This window comes from Streptomyces silvisoli (genome assembly GCF_029269905.1).
In the GTDB taxonomy this organism is placed as follows: Bacteria; Actinomycetota; Actinomycetes; order Streptomycetales; family Streptomycetaceae; genus Streptantibioticus_A; species Streptantibioticus_A silvisoli_A.
In genome coordinates this window covers 1-538 of record NZ_JARJBC010000082.1, presented here as the reverse complement: position 1 = coordinate 538, position 538 = coordinate 1, and the positions used below count along the sequence as shown (strand labels likewise).

General features: G+C 67.1%; 1 protein-coding gene. It reads right to left on the bottom strand.

The features are described from left to right. A partial coding sequence (locus tag P3G67_RS35810; protein ID WP_276097248.1) for a hypothetical protein occupies window positions 1-452 on the bottom strand: 452 nt, incomplete at its 3' end. Window positions 453-538: the final 86 nt, after the last annotated feature.

The following is a 538-nucleotide window of genomic DNA, read 5'->3' as shown; positions in this document are numbered from 1 at the left end:
GCCGGCATCACCGAGGCGACCACACCACTATCAACCCCCAACTCCCCCGCCAAAGCCCGCACATCCCGCTGCTCCACCGACGCCCAGAACCGCTGATCAACCCGATCCCCAGCACTATCCGAGACAGTCGGCACCACCTCAGGCCAAAAACGCTGCCGCTGGAACGCATACGTCGGCAACCCCACCCGCACAGCACCACGCCCAGCAAACACCCCAGCCCAGTCCACCACCACACCCTGCGCATACAACCGCCCCACCGCCGACAACAACATCTCGGCGTCGTTCTGCCGGAGCGTGCTGTCGCTCGTCTGGTGCCGCAACACCGGCACAACGAGGGTGCCCGGTGCGCAGCTGTGCTGCGCCAGGCCAGACAGCACCCCGTCCGGGCCCAGTTCCACCAGCGCGGTCACCCCCTGATCGGCCAGCCACCGCACCCCATCAGCGAACCGCACCGCATCCCGCACCTGCCGAACCCAATACCCCACCGAACACAACTGCTCAGCCGTAGCAACCCGCCCGGTCACATTCGACACCACCG